This is a genomic window from Bifidobacterium merycicum DSM 6492 (assembly GCF_900129045.1).
In the GTDB taxonomy this organism is placed as follows: Bacteria; Actinomycetota; Actinomycetes; order Actinomycetales; family Bifidobacteriaceae; genus Bifidobacterium; species Bifidobacterium merycicum.
The window spans coordinates 617,294-633,263 of record NZ_FQTX01000001.1 but is presented as its reverse complement, the minus strand read 5'-3'; the positions used below and the strand labels follow the sequence as shown (position 1 = coordinate 633,263).

Below are 15,970 nucleotides of genomic sequence, written 5' to 3'. Positions count from 1 at the left end.
ACGCATTCCACGCCGTCCGAAGGGGTCTTTACTTGCGCTTCTTCTTCTCGCGGATATTCACCGAAATCTGAATGGGCGAGCCTTCGAAACCGAACTCCTCACGCAGCGAGCGTTCGATGAAGCGGCGGTAGCCATGCTCCAGGAAGCCGGTGGCGAAGATCACGAAACGCGGCGGTCTAGTGGAGGCCTGCGTCGCGAAGAGGATACGGGGCTGCTTGCCGCCACGCAGCGGATGCGGATGGGCGGACTGCAGCTGGCCCAGGAACGCATTGAGCTTGCCCGTGGGGATTCGGGTATCCCAGGACCGCAGCGCCTCCTCCATGGCACGCGTCAGACGGTTCGTATGCCATCCGGTCTTGGCGGAGATGTTCACGCGCTGCGCCCAGGTGACACGGTCGAATTCGGTGGCCCACAGACGTTCGAGACGCTGCTTGTCGAACTCATCCATGGCATCCCACTTGTTGAACACGAGCACGATGGCACGGCCCGCGTCGACCGCGGAGCTCATGACCTTCAGATCCTGATCGGAAATCGGGACGGAGGCGTCAAACAGCACGAGCGCAAGCTCGCATCGTTCGATGGCAGCCTGGGTGCGCAGCGAGGAATAGTATTCCGCGCCGCGCAGCTTATGCTGCCTGCGCTTGATGCCGGCGGTATCGATGAACAGCCAATCCTTACCGTCCATATTCACAATCTCATCGACGGGATCCCTGGTGGTACCCGCCAGATCGTTGACCACGGTACGCTCCTCACGGGCCAGCTGGTTGAGCAGCGAGGACTTGCCCACGTTCGGACGGCCCACCAAGGCGACGCGGCGAAGATGCGACGGGGTGAGATAACCGGAGGTCTTCTCCGCCTTACGCAGCGAGTCGATGGCCACGTCGAGCAGATCACCCACTCCCCTGCCATGCATGGCGGAAATGGGGTACGGCTCGCCGAGGCCGAGCTTCCAGAATTCGGCGGCGAGGTATTCGCTTTCCCGGTCGTCGATCTTGTTGACGGCCAACGTGACCGGCTTGCCGGACGCGCGCAGCATCTTGACGATGCGTTCCTCGGTGTTGGTCAGACCGACCTGGCCATCCACCACGAGCACGACGGCATCGGCGAGATTCACGGCCACTTCGGCCTGGGATGCGATGGCCGAGTCGATGCCTTCGACGTCGACCTCCCAGCCACCGGTGTCCACAAGCTTGAAATCGGTGCCCGCCCATTCGGCGTCATAGCTGACACGGTCTCGGGTCACGCCGGGAGTGTCCTCCACGACGGCGACACGATGGCCGAGGATACGGTTCACCAGCGAGGACTTGCCCACGTTCGGACGGCCCACGATGGCGAGCACGCCCACGGACTTGCCCTTGCCATCGTCCGCGGTATCCTCGCGGTCGGCATTGGCGATCAGTGCCTCGTCGCCCTCATCCAGCTCGTAATCCTCAAGATTGGCGGCGTAACGTTCGTACTCCTGCTCCTCGATGGCGTTCTCGACCATATCGATGAGCACGTCGAGCGTATGCTCGAAATCCATATCGGAGTTGTCGACCGTGGTGACGCCATCGGCGGCGGTCATGAAACTCGTCACCTTGGAATCCATGCGGTCCCGTGCGGCCACATCCTCCGCGCCGACGCCGGCGGCGCTCTGGCCGGAACGTCGCGCCTGACGGATTTCCTCACGCGCGGTCAGCAGGACGCGCACTTCGGCATCCGGGGCGACGACCGTGGTGATGTCACGGCCTTCGGCCACGACACCCAGACCACCGGAGAAGGAATCCACGGACGCCTCACGCGCGATGTACGCACGCTGGGCGGCGATGAGCACGTTACGCACCGGGATGATGTTCGACACCTTCGAGACATGGCTGGAAACCTCGGAGGAACGAATCGCCTCGGAGATGTCCTCGCCATCCGCGCTCACGCTGGGATTGTCGGGATCAACGCCGATGTCGAAGTGGTCGCCGGTGAAGAACTCCCCCACCGCTTCGGTGACCACACGCTCATCGACCTGCTCGGCATCCAGATCGATGCCCTGCTTCAGACACCACCATGCGCATGCACGGTACATGGCGCCGGTGTCGAGATACGCGAATCCGAAATACTTGGCCAAGGCCTTGGACGTGGAGGATTTTCCCACGCCGGCGGGGCCGTCGATGGCGACGCGAATCACAGTCCGACCTCCTTGGACAGCGAACGGACTTCGGTCTGGCTCAGCACACGGTAGGAACCGGACTTGAGGTCACCGAGCTTGATCGGACCGATCTGCGTGCGGACCAGACGCTTCACGGGGAAGCCGATGGAACCGAAGATACGGCGCACGATGCGGTTCTTGCCGGAATGCAGCACGACCTTGACGATCGTGGTGTCGTGGGTGGCGTCGATGATCGCGCAACGGTCGAGTTTGATCCAACCGTCATCCAGATTCACGCCGGTGGTGACCAGACGACGGCACACGGTGCCGGAGATCTTGCCCTCCAACGTGGCGATATAGGTCTTTTCGACCTCATACTTGGGGTGCATGACGTGCTGGCTCAATTCGCCGTCGTTCGTCATGAGGATCAGCCCCTCGGAATCGTAATCCAAGCGTCCCATGTGGAAAATGCGCTCGTACTTGTCTCCGACGATGTCGCGCAGCGTGTAGCGGCCCTTCGGATCGTCCATGGCGGACAGCACCTTGCGCGGCTTGTTCAACGCGAGGGTGATGTGCTTGTTGCTGATGCGGACGCGGGAACCGTCGACGCGGATCTCCTGATGCGTGGGGTCGACACGCGTGCCGAGTTCGGTGACCAGTTCGCCATCGACTTCGACGCGTCCATCGGTGATCATCTGCTCGCATTTGCGACGGGAACCGAATCCCGCCTGGGCGAGCAGCTTCTGCAGGCGAATGCCTTCCTGATTGTTTTCGTGTGCCTTTCTGGCACGGGAATATGCGTTTGGCATCGTTCTCCCAACGTGGCCCTATAAGGTTCTTCCAACTTTTCTATGGTACCGTACCTGACGGTGCTGCTAAACTGGCAGCCGTCATACGGGTGTTTTACCCGTTCCATTATTAATTCAAAGGATTGACATGACATCTGCTGCAACCGTCCCCGTGGAGGACGTGACGCTGGAAACCTCCAAGGATGAGAAGCCGCTCGTGCTGCGTCTCGGCGCCGAGCTGCTCGGCACGTTCGTCGTTTGCTTCGCCGTCTACGTGATGTGCACCTTCGGCTCCATCATCTTCAGCCTCAACCTCGCCTACGTCGCCCTGGGCACCGGCTTGGCCTATGCGGCCGCCATCATCTTCCTCGGTGGCGTTTCCGGAGGCCAGTTCAACCCCGCCGTCACCGTGGCCGCCATGCTCACCGGCAGGACCAAGGTGCTCGACGGCATCCTCTACATCATCTTCCAGGTCGTGGGCGGCGCGTTGGCGGGCCTGCTGATCAAGTCCCTGCTGCCGGTCTCCTCCACCATCGCCGCCAAGCAGTGGTTGACCACCGCGATCAACGGCTTCGATAAGGGCTCCCTCGCGTACACCACGCTGCAGCAGTATGGTCTGAACTTCTCCGTCAGCCAGGCCGCCGCGGTGGAGATCGTCGCCGCGATCGTCATCATCGCCGTGGCGATGACCCAGTACGGCAAGAAGAACTACGCGGCCTACATGGGTGTCGCCTACGCTTTCGGCGCGACGATCACGTTCCCCGTCACCGGTGCCGCACTCAACCCGGCACGTTCCACGGGCATCGCGCTGTTCGCATACAATCAGGATCTGACGCAGAACCCGCTTTCGCAGCTGTGGCTGTTCTGGGTGTGCCCGGTGCTGGCCGCCGCGGTGGTTTCTCTGGTCATGATGGTGAAGGCCCCGAAGAAGGGCGACGACCCCGCACAGCTGGGCGCCTACGACGAAACCGACGAGCAGAACTCGGATGGGAATGCCCCCGTCGAAACCCCCACCGAGAGCACGACCACTACCGCCGAGGAACCGAATACGGCATCAGAAGCTGAAGTACGTGACGAGCAGTCCGATGCCAAGGCAGATTCCGATGAAGGAGTCGAACGCGACTGATCGCACTTTCCATGGGCTCCTATCACGCAGAATCAGGCGTATGGAGCCGGAGATGATGGCCGCCACGGAAATCAGCACCGTGGCGGCCGTTGTGTATCCAAGAGCCGCGATGACGCCGGCGACGATGACGACGACGGCAACGCACCATTCAAACCAAGGCTTGCCTTCACTGGCTTCGCTGACGTATGGATGATCGTGCATTGCTCCCCTTGTCTGGAAGATTCGTTCAAGCGCCGGAAAACGGCATATGGGCATAATAATAGGCTCGGCCCGTTATATCGGCAAACAGGCCGAGCCTTACCGCGTATCACACCGTCCACCAGGCTGTCGGTGAGCGGACGGGCGGCGCGATGCGGAATCAGTGCAGGAAGTGACGGGTACCGGTGAGGTACATGGTCACGCCGGCCTTCTTGGCCGCTTCGATGACCTCCTCGTCGCGGATGGAGCCGCCAGGCTGCACGATGGCCTTCACACCGGCGTTCATCAGCACTTCGGCGCCGTCCGCGAAGGGGAAGAACGCGTCGGATGCCGCGACGGAACCGGTGACGCGGTCGGCGCCATCGGCCAGCGTGTTGGCACGGTCGACCGCCAGATGGCAGGAATCCACACGGTTGACCTGACCCATACCGATGCCGACGGTGGCCTCATCATGGGCGATGAGGATGGCGTTCGACTTCACGCAGCGGATGGCACGCCATGCGAACACGAGATCCTTCATCGTCGCCTCGTCCGCGGGTTCGCCGGACACGAGCTTCCACGCATCCGGATTGTCGCCAGGAGCGTTGATGAGATCGGGCTGCTGCACCAGCAGACCGCCTTCGATCTGACGGAACTGGGTCTTCGGGTTGGCAGGTTCGGCGACCTTGAGGATGCGCAGGTTCTTCTTCTTGGTGCGCAGCAGTTCCAGTGCCTCAGGCTCGTAGTTCGGGGCCACGATGACCTCGGTGAAGATCGGACGCACGTTTTCGGCCATTTCGAGGGTGACCGTGGTGTTGCAGGCGATGACGCCGCCATAGGCGCTCATCGGATCGCATGCGTGCGCCTTCTTGTGCGCTTCGGCCGCGGTGGCGCCGATGGCCAGGCCGCACGGGTTGTTATGCTTGACCACGGCGACGGCGATGGCCGGAGCCATATCCCAAGCGGCACGCCACGCGGCGTCGGCATCCACGTAGTTGTTGTAGCTCATCGGCTTGCCGCCCAGCTGTTCGGCATGGGCGAAACCGGTCTGGTTGAGCGGATCGAGGTACAGGGCGCCCTGCTGGTGGCTGTTCTCGCCGTAACGCAGGGTGTGGGAACGATCCCATGTGCGGGTGAAGGTCGCCGGGAACACGGCTTCGTTCACGGGTTCCTCGCCCTCGACGGTGGATTCCACGGTGCTGGGCTTCGGCCAATGCTTGGCGGTCCACTCGTTGATGGTGGCATCGTAGGAGGCGGTGTGCGCGAACGCCTTGCCTGCCAGCCAACGGCGTTCCTCAAGGGTGAAGCCCTCGCCGTTGCTGATACGGCCCGCGACCAGCGCGTAATCCGCGGGATCGGTGATGATCGCGACGGTGGCGCTGTTCTTGGCCGCCGCACGCACCATGGTCGGGCCGCCGATGTCGATCTTCTCGATGGTGTCGGCCTCGTTGGCGCCGGAACGCACGGTGTCGGCGAACGGATACAGGTTCACGACGACCAGGTCGAACGGCTTGATGCCGAATTTCTCCAGCTGGGCGGCATGATCGGGATTGGTCATATCGGCGAGAATGCCCGCATGGATATGCGGGTCGAGCGTCTTGACGCGACCATCCAGGCACTCGGGGAAGCCGGTAACCTCACTCACCTCGGTGACGGCTACTCCCAGTTCGGCCAGACGCTTCGCGGTGGAACCGGTCGAAACCACTTCGGTGCCGGCTTCCACGAACGCCTTGGCGAGAGTCTCGATGCCTTCCTTATGAAAGACCGAGACCAGTGCCCTCTTGATTGGACGACTTGCTGTCATCGTTTTCCTCCCTTGCTGTTGTTTGCAATGAAATCTTCTCTGAATCGGATTCATCGCTTTCCGGCGACGAATCCTCCTTCTCCTTCTTCGCCGACATGAGAAGCCGCCGAAGCGCGTATACCAAAGCCGTAATGGCGGACGTGACAAGCCACGCCGTGATGAATCCCTGACGAATGCCAAGCCCGACCATGCGCATCGAAGTGACGACATCGACGCCGATGCCCGCAAGATGACGCTTCCCCAACGAACCGTTCGATACGCAGAACGCGCCCCATGACAAAAGCAGAATGATCATGGCCGCACCGCACAGCATCAGTGCATGACGGACCATGAGGAAGATCAAACGCCGACCCTCATCGCGATCCGCCTGTTTGGCGACACGAATCGCCAGAGGGCCGAACAGCATCGCGGCGAACGCGACCAAAGCGCATGCGGCAGGAATGCACATCTGCAACATCATCCTGGTGTTGGCATCCGTCACGGACTGCGGAAGAATGCCGAACAGCGGTAATGGCGGCAGTTTGGACGATTGGCCGATCCACAGTGTGAACGTTCCCAGATCACCCACCGTGAATCCGGCGCCTGCGATCCAGGAGATGGCCCATACCATCAGATTGGGTAACCATGCGAGATATGCGATGGAAGTCAGTGCCCTCGACCCGGTGCGCATGTTGATGAGATCGAAGATTCTGACCATGGCGGCGTTGCCGTTCACCGCCCACACGATGACGGTGACCAAACCAATCAGCAGCATCAGCGCGATCACGCCTCCGGCGACGACGGCCGCGACAACCATGATGGAACGTGCGGCCTGCGGAATCAGCTTGCACCACAGTCCACGCAGTTTCCCGACCGCGGGCCCGGACCTGATGACGGCCAGTGCCGCGCCGAGCAGCCAGACGAGCGCGCTCTTGCCGGCGATCGTCATGGCATCATCATGAATCTGCAGATTGGTGAATCTGATGCAGAACTGGTTGAGCAGCACCCAGACAAGAAGACCGGAAAGCCATACATCAGCCTTGGGGCCGGCTTTGGCGAGGCATTGCGCGATAAGCGCGATAAGCAGGACGGTGAGCATCAACGGGATGATCGCCATCCGGATGGTGCCGAACGTGAACGGCACCCCTTGGGAAAGCAGCACCGTGCTTTCCGTCAGCGGCACGGTGAGGGCAGTGAGATTGTCACTGCCCTCCTCCATGGAGACGACCAACAGCGTCAATGCGATGAAGCATCCAAGCGGAAGAGCGTAAATGAACAACGCGCTTGCCGCTGCAAGGGTTCCTTTGAGAATCGAGGTAACCGATGTCTTCTTCATTGATGCTGTTGGACCTTACCAGTTCGTCTATCGGATGCTCGCGATTGCCTTGCGCATGAAGTCCGCGGCCTGCGCGGGCGTGCGACCGACCTTGATGCCGACGGCTTCCAAGGCCTCCTTCTTATCCTGCGCGGTTCCCTTGCCACCGGAGACGATGGCGCCCGCATGACCCATCTGCTTGCCTTCCGGAGCGGTGAAGCCCGCGATGTATGCGACGACGGGCTTGGTCATGTGTTCGCTCGCCCACTGCGCTGCGTCCTGTTCGGCGCTTCCGCCGATTTCGCCGATCATCATGACGGCTTTGGTGTTCTCGTCCGCCTCGAACGCCTGCAACGCATCAAGCAGCGTGGTGCCGACGATCGGATCGCCACCGGCACCCAGACATGCGGTGAAGCCGATGTCGCTGAGCTCGCCCATGAGCTGGTAGGTCAGCGTACCGGACTTGGAGACCAGGCCGAGCGGACCGCGCTTGACGATGCCGTCGGGAATGATGCCGAGATTGACGCCATGGGTCTGCTCGGTCGCCGGGAAGGTGACGAGACCGGGGCAGTTCGGGCCGACGATGCGCACACCGTTACGCAACGCGAGTTCCACGAAGTACGCGGAATCCGCGACCGGGATGCCTTCGGTAATGACCACGATGAGCTTGATGCCCGCTTCGATGGCCTCGACCACGGCGTCCTTGGCGAACCGCGGCGGAACGAACACGACGGAGGCGACGGCACCGGTGGCCGCTTTCGCCTCGGCGCAGGTCGCGAACACGTGGATGGTGGCGTCCTCGCCGTTGCGTGCCGCTGGATAGGTGACATCCAAACCGGCCTTACGTGCATTGACGCCGCCGACGATATTCGTGCCGGCCTTGAGCATACGGGCAGTGTGCACCATGCCCTGATGCCCGGTGATGCCCTGGACGATGACCGGGGCATCGTCTTCGATGAACAATGCCATCAGTTTGCCTCCTTTGCGGAAGAAGCGATGCGTGCGGCTTCGTAGGCCGCATCCTCCATGGTGCTTGCCACATGGATGTTCGGATTGTTGGACGCGCCGAGGATGGACAGGCCTTCCTGCGCCGCATTGCCGTCGAAACGAACGACGATGGGTTTGACGACGGACAGGGAATCGAGCGCTTCGAGAATACCCTTCGCCACCTGCTCACACGAGGTGATGCCACCGTACACGTTGATGAACACGGATTCGACCTGCGGATCACTGAGCACGATCTCAAGGCTCGCAGCCATCACCTCGGCGGATGCACCGCCACCGATGTCGAGGAAGTTGGCGGGCTTGACGCCGGTTCCCAAATCCTCGCCGGCACCGGAGACGGCGTCGAGGGAGCTCATTACCAGTCCCGCGCCATTGCCGATCACACCGACCTGACCGTTCAGATGCACGTAATGCAGACCATGCTCCTTGGCACGACGTTCATACTCGTCATTCGCCATCGGATCGCTGAAACGCTTCCAACCATCGTGGCGGAAGGCGGCGTTGTCGTCGAGCGAGATCTTCGCATCCAACGCGCACAGCATCTTCGAGGATTCATCGTCCGGATCGCCGATCTTGGCCAACGGGTTGATTTCGACGAGCGTGGCGTCGTTCTCCTTGAAGCAGCGCCACATCTTCAGCAGGATATCGGCCGCCTGATCGACGTCGGCATGGTAGAAGCCGATGCTTTCGGCCATCTGACGGGCCGCTTCGATGTCGAAGTCGTCCAAGGCCTCGATATGGAGCCTCTTGACGGATTCCGGATGTTCCTTGGCGATCTCTTCGACTTCGGTGCCGCCGTTGGCGGTGGCGAGCACGTCGTAATCCCTGGAGGAGCGATCAACGGAAATGGACACGTAGTATTCGTGCAGGATGTTCTTGCCTTCGGCCACGAGCACGCCGTTGACCTTGTGCTTGTGGATGGTCATGGGCAGGATGTCCTCGGCGGCGAGGATCGCCTCGTCGCGGGTCTTCGCGAGCTTGACGCCGCCCGCCTGGCCACGGTGGCCGATCTTGACCTGTGCCTTGATGACGTTCGGGTAGCCGATTTTCTCGGCCGCCTCCGCGACTTCGTGCGAATTCTGCGCGTAGATGCCCTTGGGTGTGGGAATCCCCTGCTCTTCGAGCAGTTGCCGTGCCTGATACTCGTATAGATCCATGATGCGATCGATTCCTGATTGTGTCTGGCTGTTTTACTGTTGCCTGCGCGACGCTTGCCCTTAGGCGGGCATCGCGATGAGTGTACTGATCGGAGCCTCGGAAAGTCTGGAGCAACCGTCAAGGCCATCAAGCTCCATCAGGAAGCTGAAGCCCGCGACGATGCCTCCCGCCTTCTTGATGAGATCAGCGCCCGCGCGTGCCGTACCGCCGGTGGCGATGAGATCGTCGACGATAAGCACTCTTTCGCCCGGATGGATGGCGTTCTGTTCGACTTCCACGCTGGCCGATCCGTATTCGAGATCATAGGATTCGGCGAATACCGGCGGCGGCAGTTTGCCCGCCTTGCGGATGGCTACAAACCCTTTGCCGAATCTGCTTGCCAAAGCGGGGCCGAAAAGGAAACCGCGGGATTCGAGTCCGGCTACGACGTCGAAATCCTCGGGCGCAACGGGAAGCGTTGCCGCGAAACCGCGCATCAGGATGTCCAGACCACGGGCGTCGGCGAGCACGGGCATGAAATCGCGGAAGATAATGCCTTCCTTGGGGAATCCCGGAGTCGAACCGATGAGGGATACGAGATATTCGGCGTCTTCTTCGCCGACGGCTCTCAGCGCTTTGATGATGATGTCGTTGTTGGCCATTGCCCTACCCTCAGTCGTTCTTGGCTTCGGTGGACGGCTTGGCCCTGTCGGCCTCGACGGCTTCCTGAGCCTCATCGGAGGCTTCCGCGGACTGCGCGGTTTCGTCGTCGGCGGCGGCTTCGATCTCGTCCTTAGGCAACGGGTTGCCGTTCTCGTCGACCTCGTCATCGGAGACATAGGCGGGGCGGGTGTATTCACGGGCGATGGCGCTCAGGGCGAGACGCATCCTGGTGCCCTCGCTGTCGATGACGATCTCGTCATACTGGTTGTCGACCTCGACGACCTTGCCGATGATCCGCCCGATGGTGATGACCTCAGTACCCGGCTGAAGGTTCGTACGGAAGTCCTGCTGTTGCTGTTGCTGTTTCTTGGCCTGCTTGGACTGCCAGAGCATTATGGCGCCAAAGACGACTATAAGAACGACGAGAAACATGGGCTGCGGCACTATACGCTCCTTTAAGAATAACGATAATCCAAAGGGTAATACTAGAAACTCTTGTTGACATCATCCTCGTTCGGTCGCATGCCGAGATGTTGCCACGCCTTCGGCATGGCAACGCGCCCCTTCGGCGTGCGGATGAGGAAGCCCTCACGCACCAGATATGGTTCGCATACCGTTTCCACGGTCTCCGATTCCTCGCCCACCATGGCCGCCAACGTGTTCAGTCCTACGGGGCCTCCCTGGAAGTTGCGCACGATGGCGTTGAGGACCGCGATATCCAGTCTGTCGAGCCCCTCCTCGTCAATTTGGTACAGGGCAAGCGCCTGGCGCACGTCTTCGGCTTCCGCCCTGGGTAGGTCATGGACGATGACCCAATCACGAACACGACGCAGCAGGCGGTTGGCGATACGCGGCGTGCCGCGTGAACGCAAGGCGAGCTCATGCGCGGCGTCCTGGCCGAGTTCGAGACCGAGCACTCCCGCCGACCGCTCCACCAGCTTTTCCAGCTCCTCGTGAGGGTAGAAATCCAAATGGGCCGTGAAACCGAATCGGGCGCGCAGAGGCGAAGGCAGCATACCTTCACGCGTGGTGGCGCCAATCATGGTGAAACGGGGCAGTGTCAACGGAATGGATGACGCGCCCGGCCCCTTGCCAACCATCACGTCGACGCGAAAATCCTCCATGGCGATGTACAACAGCTCCTCAGCCGCACGTGGCAAACGATGCACCTCGTCGACGAACAGCACCTCCCCCGGTTCCAACGAGCTGAGAATGGACGCCAGATCGCCGGCATGCTGGATGGCCGGGCCGGAGGTGATGCGAATCGGAACCTCAAGTTCGTTAGCCACAATCATGGCTAACGTTGTTTTGCCTAAGCCCGGAGGGCCGGCAAGCAGGATATGATCCGGAGGCGTTTCGCGTTTGCGTGCGGCGTCGAGGAACAGGCGCAATTGCGCTTTGAGCTGAGGCTGGCCGATGAAGCCATCCAGGACATGCGGGCGCAGTTCCTCGTCGCTGACCGGTTCATTGCCGATAGGCTGTGAGGAAACCATGCGCAATGATTCCTCGTTGGCGTCGGTGTTCACCCGCTCATATGGTTGTGCCATTCATTCACCGTCCTCTATCCAAAGAAGTCAACGCCAGCCTGAGCACCTGCGGCACATCCTCCTGCGACAACGGCAACGCGATGCCGTTCGATTCACATGCCGCCTGCACCGCGTATTGCGCGTCCTGCTGATGCCAGCCAAGGGACATCAAACCTTCCACGACCTGCATGGCACCGGCATCGGCGACCTGCTGCGGACGGGCATCCGACTCCCCCAGATCCTCCAACTTGATGGAACTTTTCAGCTCAAGGATGATCTTCTGCGCCCCTTTCTTGCCGATGCCCGGCGCCTTCGCCAGCGCCGCCGCGTCGTTGTCGGCCACCGCCTTGGCCAGATCGTTGGGAGACAGCGTCGACAACAGCGACAATGCGACCTTCGGCCCGACGCCGCTGACCTTGATGAGTTGCAGGAACATCTTCTTCGATGAGGAATCCAGGAAGCCATACAATGTGATGGCATCCTGCGAAACATTCAGATACGTCCACACATGCGTTTCCTGCCCAGTGTGCAGACGGGACAGATCCGCCGATGGCATGCGGACCTCGTAACCGACCGAGCCGACCTCGATCACCGCCTGCGTGGTATCGACCACTTCGACGGTTCCCCGTAATGAACCGATCATCACGCCTCCCTATTCGAACAGCTGTTCGACAGTTTACACGAGTTCGGCATGATGCGCAGCACCAACCGTCACATTCCCCTATCCGTGGAGGAACGACGGCGTGTTTTCTGCGCGGCTTGGGCCCATTGCCGCTGAGCCGGGGTGAGATGCTGTTCGCGCTCCCCTCCCTGCAATGCGCCCGCCGGATGCAAAGCGTGGCAAATCGCCAAAGCCAAGGCGTCGGCGGCGTCGGCCGGTGTCGGCATGGCGCTTAGGTTCAGGATACGGGTGACCATACGCTCGACCTGGATCTTCTGTGCCCTACCGTCGCCGGTGATGGCGAGCTTCGCCTCGGTAGGCGTATGCAGCGCCACCGGAATGCCGCGCTGCGCGGCGGCGAGCATGGCCAGCCCCGCCGCCTGCGCGGTGCCGAGCACGGTATTGTGGTTCGATTGCGCGAACACGCGTTCGATGGACACGACATCCGGCGCGAACCGTTCGATCTTCTCGACGAGCCCGTTGTAGATGGCGAGCAAGCGCAGATCCTGGGATACATCCGGTGCGGAACGCACCACATCCACATGAATAAACGAAAGCCGGCGATAGGCGCCGGCTTCAATAACGCCGACCCCGCAGCGCGTGAGCCCGGGGTCGACGCCGAGAATGATCATCGAGGATTACTCCTCGTCCAGCTGGGCCATGACCTCATCGGAGGCGGTCCAGTTGGAGTAGATGTTCTGCACATCGTCCAGATCGTCGAGGTTGTCGATGAGCTTGGACACCTTCTGGGCATCCTCGAGGCTCAGCTCGACCTCGTTCTTCGGAGCCATGACCAGATCGGCGGAATCGTAGTCGAAACCGGCGTCCTGCAGGGCCTTGCGCACCTCGGTCAGGTCGGACGGACCGGTGATGACGGTGAAGACCTCGCCGTCCTCGGTCACGTCTTCGGCGCCGGCTTCGGCGGCCTTCTCGAACAGGTCATCGAAGTTCACGCCCTCGGCGGGAACCACGATCTGGCCCTTACGCTCGAAGTTGAAGGACACGGAACCGCTGGTGGCCAGGGAGCCGTTGCCCTTGGTCAGGGTGGAGCGCACTTCGGCGGCGGCACGGTTGCGGTTATCGGTCAGGCATTCGATGATGAGGCCGACGCCTGCGGGTGCGTAGCCTTCGTACACGATGTCCTCGTAGTTGGCGCCGCCGGCTTCCTCACCGGAGCCGCGCTTGACGGCGCGCTTGATGTTATCGGCCGGCATGGAGGCTTTCTTGGCCTTGTAGATGGCGTCGTACAGCGACGGGTTGCCGTCGGGGTCGCCACCGCCCTGACGGGCCGCGATTTCGATGTTCTTGATGAGCTTGGCGAACAGCTTGCCACGCTTTGCGTCGATGGCAGCCTTCTTGTGCTTGGTGGTCGCCCACTTGGAATGACCGGACATAATGCTCCTCGCAAATAAACGATTACTGACAAACGAAAAGATTGTATGGCGCTAAGCAGACATTGCCGCTTAGCGCCATGGGATTTCAGTCGGCGATGGCCGCCTTGAAATCATCGACGGTGTTCACCTGAACACGCTTCTTGATGACCTTCATGATGTCGGCCTTGGCCTCATCGACCGGAACGCCGTTGAGCTGGCTGCCGTCGCGGAAGCGGAAGCTCACCGCGTTGTTGTTCATGTCCTCCTCGCCGACGATGAGGATGAACGGCGCCTTGGACTTGGAGGCGTTGCGGATCTTCTTGCCGAAACGATCATCGGACAGATCAATCTCGCAGCGGACGGTCTCCTCTTCCAAGCTGGCGATGAACTTCTGCAGGTGCGGGGCGAACTCGTCGGCGACGGGGACGCCGAGCACCTGGACCGGGGCGAGCCATGCCGGGAAGGCGCCAGCGTAGTGTTCGAGCAGCACGGCGAAGAAGCGCTCGATGGAACCGAACAGGGCGCGGTGGATCATCACCGGACGCTGATGGGTGCCGTCGGCGGCGATATATTCGAGCTGGAAGCGCTCAGGCAGGTTGAAGTCGAGCTGGATGGTGGAGACCTGCCAGGTGCGGCCGATGGCGTCGCGGGCCTGGACGGAGATCTTCGGGCCGTAGAATGCGGCGCCGCACGGATCGTCGACCAGTTCCAGACCGGATTCCTTGGCGACTTCAGCCAGTGTGTTGGTGGCTTCCTCCCAGATCTCGTCGGAGCCGACGTACTTGTGCGGATCCTTGGTGGAGAGCTCCAGGTAGAAGTCGTCCAGACCGAAGTCCTTGAGCAGGCCGAGTACGAAGTTCAGCAGGTTCTTCAGCTCATCCTTCATCTGCTCACGGGTGCAGTAGATGTGGGAATCGTCCTGGGTCAGGCCGCGCACACGGGTCAGACCGTGCACCTCACCGGACTTCTCGTAACGGTAGACGGTACCGAACTCGAACAGGCGCAGCGGCAGCTCGCGGTAGGAACGCTGGCGGGACTTGAAGATCAGGTTGTGCATCGGGCAGTTCATCGGCTTCAGGTAGTAGTCGAAGCCCTGCTTGGTCACATTGCCGTTCTCGTCCTTCTCCTCGTCCAGACGCATCGGCGGGTACATGCTGTCCTTGTACCAGTGCAGGTGGCCGGAGGTCTCGTACAGACCGCCCTTGGTGATGTGCGGGGTCTGGACGAAGCTGTAGTGATGCTTGCGGTGCATCTCGCGGGAGTAGTCCTCCATGGCGTTGATGACGGCAGCGCCCTTCGGGTGGAACACGGCCAGACCGGGGCCGATCTCATCCGGGAAGGAGAACAGGTCCATCTCGGCGCCGAGCTTGCGGTGATCGCGCTTGGCGGCCTCCTCAAGACGGGTCTGGTAGGCCTTGAGATCCTCCTTGGTGGCGAACGCCGCACCGTAGATGCGCTGCAGCATCGGGTTGGATTCGCTGCCACGCCAGTAGGCGGCGGCGGAACGCTCGATCTTGAAGGCCTTGATGTAACGGGTGTTCGGCAGGTGCGGTCCGCGGCACAGATCCTTCCACACCACGTTGCCATCACGGTCGACGTTGTCGTAGAAGCTCAGTTCCTTCTCGCTGATCTCGGTTGCGGCGGCCGGATCGAGATGCGCTTCCTTGTCCTTGATGAGCTCGATCTTGTACGGCTGATCGGCTTCCTCGGCCAGGGCCTCCTCCTCGGTCACCACACGGCGGCGGAAGGACTGGGAGGACTTGATGATGCGCTGCATGCGCTTCTCGATGTTCTTCAGATCCTCGGGGGTGAACGGCTGTTCGACATCGAAATCGTAGTAGAAGCCGTCCTTGATCACGGGGCCGACGCCGAGCTTGGCGTCGGGGTAGATCTCCTGCACGGCCTGGGCCATGACATGGGTGGCCGAGTGACGCATGATCGCGATGCCGTCCTCGGAGTCGAGGGCGATGCCTTCGACGACGTCGCCGTCGGAGAGCGGCGTGTACAGGTCGCGGGGTTCGCCGTTCAGACGCACCGCGATGATGTTCTTGTCATCGGAGAACAGTTCGACGCCGGTGGTGGTTGCTTCCACCTCCTTCGCTTCGCCGTTGACTGTGATGGAGATGGAGCTTTGCGCCATGATGTGTCCTTTGCTATCGGGGCCCGCGGTACCAATGTGCAGGCCTGGACTGGGTATCAACAGCAGCCACGATAGGCATTCGGCGCGACAAATGCAAACGGTGTCGTACGCGGATCGCGAAGGCGCGCGATCGCACCATATGTGAGTGGCTCCATCG

The 15,970-nt window shown here is 61.3% G+C and carries 15 protein-coding genes; 1 reads left to right on the top strand and 14 read right to left on the bottom strand.

The genetic code is table 11. The features are described from left to right. Nucleotides 1-28: 28 nt before the first annotated feature. Nucleotides 29-2,158 carry a bifunctional cytidylate kinase/GTPase Der gene (gene der / locus BUB29_RS02505; RefSeq protein WP_034249754.1) on the bottom strand — a complete coding sequence of 710 codons (2,130 nt, stop codon included), beginning with the start codon at nt 2,156-2,158 and terminating at the stop codon, nt 29-31. Beyond that, on the bottom strand, nt 2,155-2,928 hold the full coding sequence (locus BUB29_RS02500) for a pseudouridine synthase (protein ID WP_033522817.1): 774 nt from the start codon (nt 2,926-2,928) through the stop codon (nt 2,155-2,157). Before BUB29_RS02500 ends, der begins: the two co-directional genes overlap by 4 nt. Nucleotides 2,929-3,055: 127 nt before the next feature. Here BUB29_RS02500 and BUB29_RS02495 point away from each other — a divergent pair, with 127 nt between their 5' ends. Continuing rightward, entirely contained in the window at nt 3,056-4,033 is a 978-nt protein-coding gene (locus tag BUB29_RS02495; protein WP_033522818.1) for an MIP/aquaporin family protein, read from the top strand. Here the strand turns inward: BUB29_RS02495 and BUB29_RS02490 are convergent. The 12 genes from BUB29_RS02490 to thrS all read right to left on the bottom strand — a co-directional run bounded on the left by BUB29_RS02490 (nt 3,962) and on the right by thrS (nt 15,813). After that, nucleotides 3,962-4,234: a hypothetical protein gene (locus BUB29_RS02490; protein ID WP_034249752.1), complete on the bottom strand. Its 273-nt coding sequence runs from the start codon at nt 4,232-4,234 to the stop codon at nt 3,962-3,964. The genes BUB29_RS02495 and BUB29_RS02490 overlap by 72 nt on opposite strands. A gap of 157 nt (nt 4,235-4,391) precedes the next feature. Further along, on the bottom strand, nt 4,392-6,014 hold the full coding sequence (gene purH / locus BUB29_RS02485) for a bifunctional phosphoribosylaminoimidazolecarboxamide formyltransferase/IMP cyclohydrolase (protein WP_033522820.1): 1,623 nt from the start codon (nt 6,012-6,014) through the stop codon (nt 4,392-4,394). Next, nucleotides 5,965-7,329: a cell division protein PerM gene (locus BUB29_RS02480; protein WP_033522821.1), complete on the bottom strand. Its 1,365-nt coding sequence runs from the start codon at nt 7,327-7,329 to the stop codon at nt 5,965-5,967. The genes purH and BUB29_RS02480 overlap by 50 nt, the downstream gene beginning before the upstream one ends. A gap of 27 nt (nt 7,330-7,356) precedes the next feature. Further along, entirely contained in the window at nt 7,357-8,277 is a 921-nt protein-coding gene (gene sucD / locus BUB29_RS02475; protein ID WP_033522822.1) for a succinate--CoA ligase subunit alpha, read from the bottom strand. Then, the gene (gene sucC / locus BUB29_RS02470; protein ID WP_033522823.1) at nt 8,277-9,470 is read right to left on the bottom strand and encodes an ADP-forming succinate--CoA ligase subunit beta; all 1,194 of its coding nucleotides are present in this window, start codon (nt 9,468-9,470) and stop codon (nt 8,277-8,279) included. The genes sucD and sucC overlap by 1 nt, the downstream gene beginning before the upstream one ends. A gap of 60 nt (nt 9,471-9,530) precedes the next feature. After that, on the bottom strand, nt 9,531-10,112 hold the full coding sequence (locus BUB29_RS02465) for an adenine phosphoribosyltransferase (protein ID WP_033522824.1): 582 nt from the start codon (nt 10,110-10,112) through the stop codon (nt 9,531-9,533). Between the two features lie 10 nt (nt 10,113-10,122). After that, nucleotides 10,123-10,545, bottom strand: coding sequence for a preprotein translocase subunit YajC (locus BUB29_RS02460; protein WP_033522978.1), 423 nt, complete (start codon nt 10,543-10,545; stop codon nt 10,123-10,125). A gap of 53 nt (nt 10,546-10,598) precedes the next feature. Further along, nucleotides 10,599-11,660 carry a Holliday junction branch migration DNA helicase RuvB gene (gene ruvB, locus BUB29_RS02455; RefSeq protein WP_033522825.1) on the bottom strand — a complete coding sequence of 354 codons (1,062 nt, stop codon included), beginning with the start codon at nt 11,658-11,660 and terminating at the stop codon, nt 10,599-10,601. A gap of 4 nt (nt 11,661-11,664) precedes the next feature. Continuing rightward, the gene (ruvA, locus tag BUB29_RS02450; RefSeq protein WP_033522826.1) at nt 11,665-12,282 is read right to left on the bottom strand and encodes a Holliday junction branch migration protein RuvA; all 618 of its coding nucleotides are present in this window, start codon (nt 12,280-12,282) and stop codon (nt 11,665-11,667) included. A 68-nt stretch (nt 12,283-12,350) separates the two neighbouring features. Continuing rightward, nucleotides 12,351-12,932 carry a crossover junction endodeoxyribonuclease RuvC gene (gene ruvC / locus BUB29_RS02445; protein WP_033522827.1) on the bottom strand — a complete coding sequence of 194 codons (582 nt, stop codon included), beginning with the start codon at nt 12,930-12,932 and terminating at the stop codon, nt 12,351-12,353. 6 nt (nt 12,933-12,938) lie between these two features. Continuing rightward, nucleotides 12,939-13,694: a YebC/PmpR family DNA-binding transcriptional regulator gene (locus BUB29_RS02440; protein ID WP_033522828.1), complete on the bottom strand. Its 756-nt coding sequence runs from the start codon at nt 13,692-13,694 to the stop codon at nt 12,939-12,941. An 85-nt stretch (nt 13,695-13,779) separates the two neighbouring features. Next, nucleotides 13,780-15,813, bottom strand: a complete 2,034-nt coding sequence (gene thrS, locus BUB29_RS02435) for a threonine--tRNA ligase (protein ID WP_033522829.1) — start codon at nt 15,811-15,813, stop codon at nt 13,780-13,782. Nucleotides 15,814-15,970 lie beyond the last annotated feature (157 nt).

What these genes read in the sequence shown, in the direction of transcription:
- sucD (WP_033522822.1), bottom strand. Translation starts at nt 8,277, where the DNA reads ATGGCATTGTTCATCGAAGACGATGCCCCGGTCATCGTCCAGGGCATC.
- ruvC (WP_033522827.1), bottom strand. Translation starts at nt 12,932, where the DNA reads ATGATCATTCTCGGCGTCGACCCCGGGCTCACGCGCTGCGGGGTCGGC.
- BUB29_RS02460 (WP_033522978.1), bottom strand. Translation starts at nt 10,545, where the DNA reads ATGTTTCTCGTCGTTCTTATAGTCGTCTTTGGCGCCATAATGCTCTGG.
- BUB29_RS02480 (WP_033522821.1), bottom strand. Translation starts at nt 7,329, where the DNA reads ATGAAGAAGACATCGGTTACCTCGATTCTCAAAGGAACCCTTGCAGCG.
- purH (WP_033522820.1), bottom strand. Translation starts at nt 6,014, where the DNA reads ATGACAGCAAGTCGTCCAATCAAGAGGGCACTGGTCTCGGTCTTTCAT.
- ruvA (WP_033522826.1), bottom strand. Translation starts at nt 12,282, where the DNA reads ATGATCGGTTCATTACGGGGAACCGTCGAAGTGGTCGATACCACGCAG.
- sucC (WP_033522823.1), bottom strand. Translation starts at nt 9,470, where the DNA reads ATGGATCTATACGAGTATCAGGCACGGCAACTGCTCGAAGAGCAGGGG.
- ruvB (WP_033522825.1), bottom strand. Translation starts at nt 11,660, where the DNA reads ATGGCACAACCATATGAGCGGGTGAACACCGACGCCAACGAGGAATCA.
- BUB29_RS02495 (WP_033522818.1), top strand. Translation starts at nt 3,056, where the DNA reads ATGACATCTGCTGCAACCGTCCCCGTGGAGGACGTGACGCTGGAAACC.
- BUB29_RS02465 (WP_033522824.1), bottom strand. Translation starts at nt 10,112, where the DNA reads ATGGCCAACAACGACATCATCATCAAAGCGCTGAGAGCCGTCGGCGAA.
- BUB29_RS02440 (WP_033522828.1), bottom strand. Translation starts at nt 13,694, where the DNA reads ATGTCCGGTCATTCCAAGTGGGCGACCACCAAGCACAAGAAGGCTGCC.
- BUB29_RS02500 (WP_033522817.1), bottom strand. Translation starts at nt 2,928, where the DNA reads ATGCCAAACGCATATTCCCGTGCCAGAAAGGCACACGAAAACAATCAG.
- thrS (WP_033522829.1), bottom strand. Translation starts at nt 15,813, where the DNA reads ATGGCGCAAAGCTCCATCTCCATCACAGTCAACGGCGAAGCGAAGGAG.
- BUB29_RS02490 (WP_034249752.1), bottom strand. Translation starts at nt 4,234, where the DNA reads ATGCACGATCATCCATACGTCAGCGAAGCCAGTGAAGGCAAGCCTTGG.